Consider the following 6,313-nt stretch of genomic DNA (forward strand, 5'->3'; position numbering starts at 1 on the left):
GTCATCACCTCAGCGGAACAGCGCCGTGGTCGATTGCATCATCTGGTCGGCGGCGCTGATCACCTTGGCGTTCATCTCGTAGGCGCGCTGGGCCGCGATCAGGTCGCTCATCTCCGAGACGACGTCGACATTGGCCTGCTCGAGGCTGCCCTGGGTGATGTTGCCGTATCCTTCGGCGGTCGCCGTGCCGTCCTGGGGTGGACCGGAGGAGGGCGTCTCGGTGAACTGATTGCTGCCGACGGGCTGGAGGCCCGCCTTGTTGATGAAGCGGGTCAGGCCGATCTGGCCGAGAATGGTCGAGGCCGACGAGCCCTGCAGCGTCACCGAGACCTGGCCCTGCACGTTGACGGTCAGGCCCGACGCGTTGTTCGGGATCGTGATCGTCGGCTGCACCGGGTTTCCCTGCGCGGTGACGATGCGGCCCTGATTGTCCGTCTGAAAGGTGCCGTCGCGGGTGTACTGGTAGGTGCCATCAGGCATCAGGATCTTGAAGAAGCCGTCGCCCGAGATCGCGAGGTCGAGATCGTTGCCGGTCTGGGACAGCGTGCCCTGCGTCATGCTGCGCGGGGTGCCGACGGTCTTGACGCCGCCGCCGATGTCGACGCCGACGGGCAGGATCGTGCCCTGGTCGGACGACTGGGCGCCGACGCGGCGGACGTGCTCGTAGATTAGGTCCTGGAATGCTGCGGTCTGCTTCTTGAAGCCGGTGGTGCGCAGGTTGGCGATGTTGTTGGAGATCACCTGAACGTTGAGTTCCTGTGCCGCCATCCCGGTCGCTGCGGTGTGAAGCGCCTGCATGTCAGTTCTCCCTCAATCAGGCCGGAACGTCGGCGAGCTTCTCGATCGCCGATTTGTGGAGGTCGCTCTGCTGCTGGAGCAGGCTGGCGATTGCGGTGTAGCTGCGCATGACCTCGACCATGCGGCTCATCTCGCCGACCGCGTTGACGTTCGATTTCTCGATGTAGCCCTGGCGCACGCTGGACTTGGTGTTGGCCTGCTGGGTCGCGGAGCCGGCGCTGTAGAGGTTGGCGCCGAGCTTGGTCAGCTTGGCCGGATCGTCGAACGAGGCCATGCGGATCTTGCCGCGGATCGAGTCGGTCTTTGCCGTGCCTTCGAGCACCGTGACGGTGCCGTCGGGCGCGACGTTGATGTCGTGGTCGGTCGGCTGGAAGGTGATCGGGCCGCCAGTGCCGAGCACGAGGTTGCCGTCGGAGGTGACGAGCTGGCCGGTGCTGTTGAGCGAGAATTTGCCGTCGCGGGTGTAGAACTCGGCGCCATTGGCCTGCACCGCGAAAAAGGCGTTGCCGTCGATCGCCATGTCGAGCGGATTGTTGGTCGGCTCCATCGGTCCCTGGCCGACGTCGCGGAAGGTGCCGCGGTCCTGCACATAGGAGACGCGACGGTCGGAACCGACGAAATTGTCCTCGCGCGCGTTCGAGTTGAGGTACTCCTCGAACAGCGAATGGTCGGCCTTGAAGCCGTTGGTGTTGGCATTGGCGACGTTGTTGGCGATGACATCCATCTGCCGTTCCAACGTCATCTGACGTGACAAGCCGATCAGAAGCGCGTTCTGCATCGGAAATCTCCCCTGAGTGAGATCTGCCACCTCGCTCTCCCAAGCGCCTTGGCGGACCCCGTGATCGAGACCGTCGGGTTCTCCCAAACCGCGGGGTCTCGGCCCTCTCTCAGCGAAAGTCGTGCCAACCTAGAAAATTGTGTAATTTCAATGTATTGGAGATTTTTGGCAGGCGCGGGAAGGCGGCAGAAAGGTTCTGTTAGCCATGTTTGCCCGGCAGATTTTTCCTACCTGAGGCCCAATCGAAAGGTTCCGTTAACCATTATTACCGTAGCGTTGCGTGCAAGAGGAGCGCATTGCGCTGGGGCATTTGTATCGCGTCACTGTCTGCCAGGAGGCTTCGCTCTTTCGCCCCGTATGAGATGAGCGAGCGCGATCGACCATGGCAGAGAATGAAGCGGAAGGCGGCGCAGCCGCCGAAGGCGCGGAAGCCGCTGCCCCGAAGAGCAAGTTCAAGCTGATCGTGATCATCGTCGCCGCGCTCGTCCTGCTCGGAGGCGGCGCCGCGACCTGGTTCCTGTTGTTCCGTCACGGCGACGACGAGCATCACGCCGAGGCGGTGCCCCCGCCGAAGCCGCCGTCCTTCGTCGACGTGCCCGACATCATGGTCAACCTCGCCGGCGCGCCGGGCGAGCGCGTGCAATATCTGCGGCTGAAAATCGTGCTGGAACTGAAGGAAGAGAAGCAGATCGAGGCGATCAAGCCGACGATGCCGCGCGTCACCGACATCTTCCAGACCTATGTGCGCGAACTGCGCCCCTCCGACCTCAACGGCTCCGCCGGCGTCTTCCGCCTCAAGGAAGAGTTGACCAAGCGCGTCAACGCGGCCGTTGCCCCGATCCAGGTCAGCGCGGTGCTGTTCAAGGAAGTCGTGATCCAGTGAGCATGGCGGGCTAGGGATCATGGCGGGCAACGACCAAGTCGACCAGGATGCAATTGCCGCCCAGTGGGAGGCCTCGCTCGATTCCGAGGATCCCGCCGAGGCCGCGAAGGCTGCTGCTCAAAACGAATTATCCGAGACCATGGCCCTGCAATGGGCGGCGATGGTCGAGGACGGCAGCCGCGATCTCGGCACCGGCAAGAACTCCGGCGAGCGGGTGCTGTCGCAGGAGGAGATCGACAACCTCCTCGGCTTCACGGTCGGCGACGTCACGATCGACGACCATTCCGGCATTCGCGCGATCATCGATTCGGCGATGGTCTCCTACGAGCGTCTGCCGATGCTCGAAATCGTCTTCGATCGCCTGGTGCGGCTGCTGACGACCTCCTTGCGCAATTTCACCTCCGACAACGTCGAAGTCTCGCTCGACCGCATCACCTCGGTGCGCTTCGGCGACTACATGAACTCGATCCCGCTGCCGGCCGTGCTCTCGGTGTTCAAGGCCGAGGAGTGGGAAAACTTCGGCATGGCGACGGTCGATTCCAGCCTGATCTACTCGATGATCGACGTGCTGCTCGGCGGTCGCCGCGGCACGAGCCAGCTCCGCATCGAGGGCCGGCCCTACACCACGATCGAGACCGAACTGGTCAAGCGACTGGTCGAGGTGGTGCTGGCCGACGCCGAGCAGGCGTTCCGGCCGCTGTCGCCGGTGACCTTCACGATCGACCGGCTGGAGACCAATCCGCGTTTCGCCGCGATCAGCCGTCCGGCCAACGCCGCGATCCTGGTGCGCCTGCGCATCGACATGGAGGACCGCGGCGGCAACATCGAGCTGCTGCTGCCGTACGCGACCATCGAGCCGATCCGGGGCGTCCTGCTCCAGATGTTCATGGGCGAAAAGTTCGGCCGCGACCCGGTCTGGGAGGGCCATTTTGCCACCGAGATCGTGCAGGCCGAGATCGCCGTCGATGCCGTGCTCTACGAGGCCGATATTCCGCTGAAACAGCTGATGCGGCTGAAGGTCGGCGACACCCTGCCGCTGGACATGCGCGCGGATGCCAACGTGACCGTGCGCTGCGGCGACGTCACCCTGACCGAGGGACGGATGGGCCGGGTCGGCGACCGCGTCGCGATTCGGGTGACGAAACCCCTGCGCAAGCCAAGTACGACACTTGCGATGTTTGAGAAGGTGGATGAGCAGAACAAGATGATGGAGGCCCCATGAACCACTCCCTTGGAATGGCGATCGAAACGCTGGTGGCTATCCTGCTGATGCTCACCATCGGCTATTGCATCCTGCTCAACAAGCGCCTGACCCGGCTCAAGGCCGACGAGCATTCGCTGAAGGCGGTCATCGCCGAGCTGATCACTGCCACCGAGATCGCCGAACGCGCGATCGGCGGGCTGAAGCTGGCGGTACGCGACGTCAACGAGAACCTCGGCAGCCAGCTTGCGGCGGCAACGCAAATGTCCGACCAGCTCTACAAGCAGCTCGGCGAAGCCGACAACGTGGTGCGGCGCCTGTCCAAGATCGCGATTGCCGCGCGCCCCGTGGCCAGTCCGGAAACGGTTGCGGCGCCCGTGGCCAAGCCCTCGTCCGCGAAGGCGGTGGCGGCTGCGGCGGAAGCATTCTCCGAGCGCCGACGATCCAACGGTCTTGCCGCATGAAGTCAGGGCATGAAGTCCTTTCGTAACATCCGCGTCATACCGGTCGTCCTGGTTGCCGTCGCAGGCCTCGCCATGCTCAAGGTCGCCGGCCTCGTGGTCAATGGCGGCTATGTCTTCGACTACCAGCCGAGCCAGACCAAGAAATCCTGGGCCCAGGAAAATCTGAACTTCCCGACCGGCCGCGACGACCCGGATATCACCGGCTCGACCCATGGCGCACCGAAGGAGCCGCCGAAGCCGGCTGCTCCCGAGACCAAGCCCGAAGGCGGCGTGGTCAATATGGACGAGGCCCAGCCGCAGGTCTCGGCCTCGGAGCGCGCGATCCTGGAACGCTTGCAGGCGCGCCGCCAGGAGATCGAGGCCCGCCAGCGCGAGATCGACATCCGCGAGAGCCTGCTGAAGTCGGCCGAGAAGCGCATCGAGAACAAGGTCGAGGAGATGAAGGCGGTGGAATCCCGCATTTCCACGACCCAGGCCGAGCAGAAGGCTGCCGAAGCCCAGCGCATGAAGGGCCTCGTGATCATGTATGAGAGCATGAAGCCCAAGGACGCCGCGCGGGTGTTCGACCGGCTCGAGATGGGCGTGTTGATCGAGATCGCCTCGCAAATCGCGCCGCGAAAGATGTCGGACATCCTCGGCCTGATGTCGCCCGAGGCCGCCGAGCGGCTGACCGTCGAGATGGCCCGCCGTGCCAATGGCGGCGGAGATCAATCGGCCTCGGCCGGCGACCTGCCCAAGATCGACGGCAAGCCGACGCAAAAGCCGAATTGAGGACGCATACTTAAGAAGTCCTTAATTGGCAAAACCTACAGTCGACGGCACGCGCCGGCGCCAGTGCCGGGATGGGCCATCGAACCGGAAGAAATGCCGCCAATGGCGCAGAAGGCTGCCGCTGGATTTGTGTCGCGAGCCCGCGCCGTGGCGCGGGGGCTGTCGCGTCATGTCCGCAAGGCACCTGTGCTGGCGGCCTGCCTCCTGATCGGCTTCGGTGCGCCTGCCCGTGCGGCCGATGCGGTCCGGGGTGAGGCGACGTTTTCGGCCGGCGGCGGATTCGCCCGTCTCGTGATCAAGCTCGGCGAGGATGTTCCCTCCGAGGTGACGACGGCCGGCTCCATTCTCATCGTCCGCTTCGACCGCCCCGTCGACATTCCCGTCGACCGCGTGCCCGAGGCCGCGCCTGACTACGTCAACTCCGCCCGCCGCGATCCCGACGGCAGCGCGATCCGCCTGTCGCTGGCGCGGCGCGTCACGGTCAACACCATGAATGCCGGCGAGCGCACCTTCATCGACCTCCTGCCCGAGGGCTGGAAGGGGCCGCCGCCGAGCCTGCCCATGGACGTGGTCAAGGAATTGGCCGAGCGTGCGCGCGTGGCCGAACGGGCGTTGCGCGCGCAGCGTGCCGCGGCCGAGACCAGGAAGCGTCCGCAGATCCGCGTGCGCGCCTCGGTGCAGCCAACCTTCGTGCGCTTCGTGTTCGAGATGCCCGACGGCGTCGGCGTCTCCTCCGTGCTCAACGAGCAGAAGCTCACGCTCGCCTTCAACGCCAGTCTCAGCTTCGACCTGGCGGACGCGGTCGTCGCCGCGCCGCCGAACGTCGCATCGATCAAGCAGAAGGCCGACATCGACCAGACCACGGTCGAGATCGCGTTGATCGGCGATTCCGACGTGCACGCCTTCCGCGACGAGAAGAATTACGTCGTCGACGTCGCCTTCCAGCCGGACAAGGGCAAAATGGCCGCGACGCCCGAGGCGGTGATCGCGCAGGCCAAGCCTGCCGGTCACGCACAGGCGCCGGCTCCGGAAAAGCCGGCGGCCGAGAGGCCGAAGGACGCCCACCGCGAGATCGCACCGCCGACGTCGGAGACGATCGCGCGAGAAGCCAAGATAGAGGTGAAGCCCGAGGTCAAAACGGAAGCTCCCGCCGCGATGCCGGTTGCCGAAGCGCCGAAGCCTGCGCCGGTGCCTGCTGCGGCCATGCCCGAAGCTGCTCACGCTGTGGAAGCGCCCAAGGAAGTCTCAAAGCCTGCTGCGCCCGCAGTGGAGTCAGCCGCAGCGGTTGCGCCGGTCGGGCCCGCAGCGCCTGCGGTGACTGAAGCGCCCAAAGAGGTCGTGAAGGAGGCGGTCAAAGCGGCTCCGGCAGAGACCGCCGAGGCTCCGCCCGTCGAGACGGCGGCTCCGGCCGCGCCGCT

General features: G+C 65.2%; 6 protein-coding genes and 1 pseudogene. 5 read left to right on the forward strand and 2 right to left on the reverse strand.

Annotated elements, in window-relative coordinates; translation table 11 throughout:
- Window positions 1-9: 9 nt before the first annotated feature.
- Together flgG and flgF are read right to left on the reverse strand one after the other, a co-directional pair.
- Window positions 10-798: a flagellar basal-body rod protein FlgG gene (gene flgG / locus AC630_RS05040; protein ID WP_074117366.1), complete on the reverse strand. Its 789-nt coding sequence runs from the start codon at window positions 796-798 to the stop codon at window positions 10-12.
- Window positions 799-814: 16 nt separating this feature from the next.
- The gene (gene flgF / locus AC630_RS05045; RefSeq protein ID WP_074117367.1) at window positions 815-1,576 is read right to left on the reverse strand and encodes a flagellar basal-body rod protein FlgF; all 762 of its coding nucleotides are present in this window, start codon (window positions 1,574-1,576) and stop codon (window positions 815-817) included.
- A gap of 382 nt (window positions 1,577-1,958) precedes the next feature.
- On the opposite strand from flgF, the gene fliL reads away from it, so the two are divergent.
- The 5 genes and pseudogenes from fliL to AC630_RS05070 form a co-directional block, all read left to right on the forward strand.
- The gene (fliL, locus tag AC630_RS05050) at window positions 1,959-2,459 is read left to right on the forward strand and encodes a flagellar basal body-associated protein FliL (RefSeq protein ID WP_074117368.1); all 501 of its coding nucleotides are present in this window, start codon (window positions 1,959-1,961) and stop codon (window positions 2,457-2,459) included.
- Between the two features lie 19 nt (window positions 2,460-2,478).
- Window positions 2,479-3,681 carry a flagellar motor switch protein FliM gene (gene fliM / locus AC630_RS05055; protein ID WP_074117369.1) on the forward strand — a complete coding sequence of 401 codons (1,203 nt, stop codon included), beginning with the start codon at window positions 2,479-2,481 and terminating at the stop codon, window positions 3,679-3,681.
- On the forward strand, window positions 3,678-4,124 hold the full coding sequence (locus AC630_RS05060; RefSeq protein ID WP_074117370.1) for a DUF6468 domain-containing protein: 447 nt from the start codon (window positions 3,678-3,680) through the stop codon (window positions 4,122-4,124). Before fliM ends, AC630_RS05060 begins: the two co-directional genes overlap by 4 nt.
- Window positions 4,125-4,133: 9 nt before the next feature.
- Window positions 4,134-4,895: a MotE family protein gene (locus tag AC630_RS05065; RefSeq protein WP_074117371.1), complete on the forward strand. Its 762-nt coding sequence runs from the start codon at window positions 4,134-4,136 to the stop codon at window positions 4,893-4,895.
- 102 nt (window positions 4,896-4,997) lie between these two features.
- Window positions 4,998-6,313, forward strand: a pseudogene (locus AC630_RS05070) (tetratricopeptide repeat protein); the annotation flags it as partial.

Origin of the sequence: Bradyrhizobium sp. AS23.2 (genome assembly GCF_001908185.1) — a bacterium.
Lineage (GTDB): Bacteria > Pseudomonadota > Alphaproteobacteria > Rhizobiales > Xanthobacteraceae > Bradyrhizobium.